The sequence below is a fragment of the Paenibacillus sp. 2TAB19 genome (genome assembly GCF_052115185.1).
Taxonomy (GTDB): domain Bacteria; phylum Bacillota; class Bacilli; order Paenibacillales; family Paenibacillaceae; genus Pristimantibacillus.
In genome coordinates this window covers 1-375 of record NZ_JBFRGE010000237.1, presented here as the reverse complement: position 1 = coordinate 375, position 375 = coordinate 1, and the positions used below count along the sequence as shown (strand labels likewise).

Annotated in this window: 1 protein-coding gene; it reads right to left on the bottom strand. The window is 72.8% G+C overall.

Annotated features, from left to right (window positions below; genetic code table 11):
- Positions 1-326 (bottom strand): hypothetical protein (locus AB4Z33_RS31235; protein ID WP_442053605.1); only part of this gene is annotated, 326 nt, incomplete at its 3' end.
- Between the last annotated feature and the right edge of the window lie 49 nt (positions 327-375).

Below are 375 nucleotides of genomic sequence, written 5' to 3'. Positions count from 1 at the left end.
CCCTCGGCCTGAGCCGCCAGGATCGGCCGGCCCAGATCACCCGGCAGCGGCGGGCCCAGAACCGGCGCGCTTGACCGCGTCAGGTAGTCCTTGGGCAAGCCCTCGATCTTGCCGGCCGGCTTCGACGCCTGCGGCGACGGATCGATGGGCGCACGGGCTGGACGTTCGAGCGTCGACCAGGCGAGCGCGGCGAAGAGGCCCGCCGAAAGAACGCCGGCGCCGATCGCCAGCGCCTTGCGCGAGATCCGCGCCACGGGCGGAACCTTGGGCCGAAGCCGCAGTTGCTCGGCGATCGCCTTCTGCTCCTCCACGATCGCCGGGTTCATCGCGCCGCCTCCTGGCCGGAGGGCGTCAAGCGGGTGATCAGCACGCGCC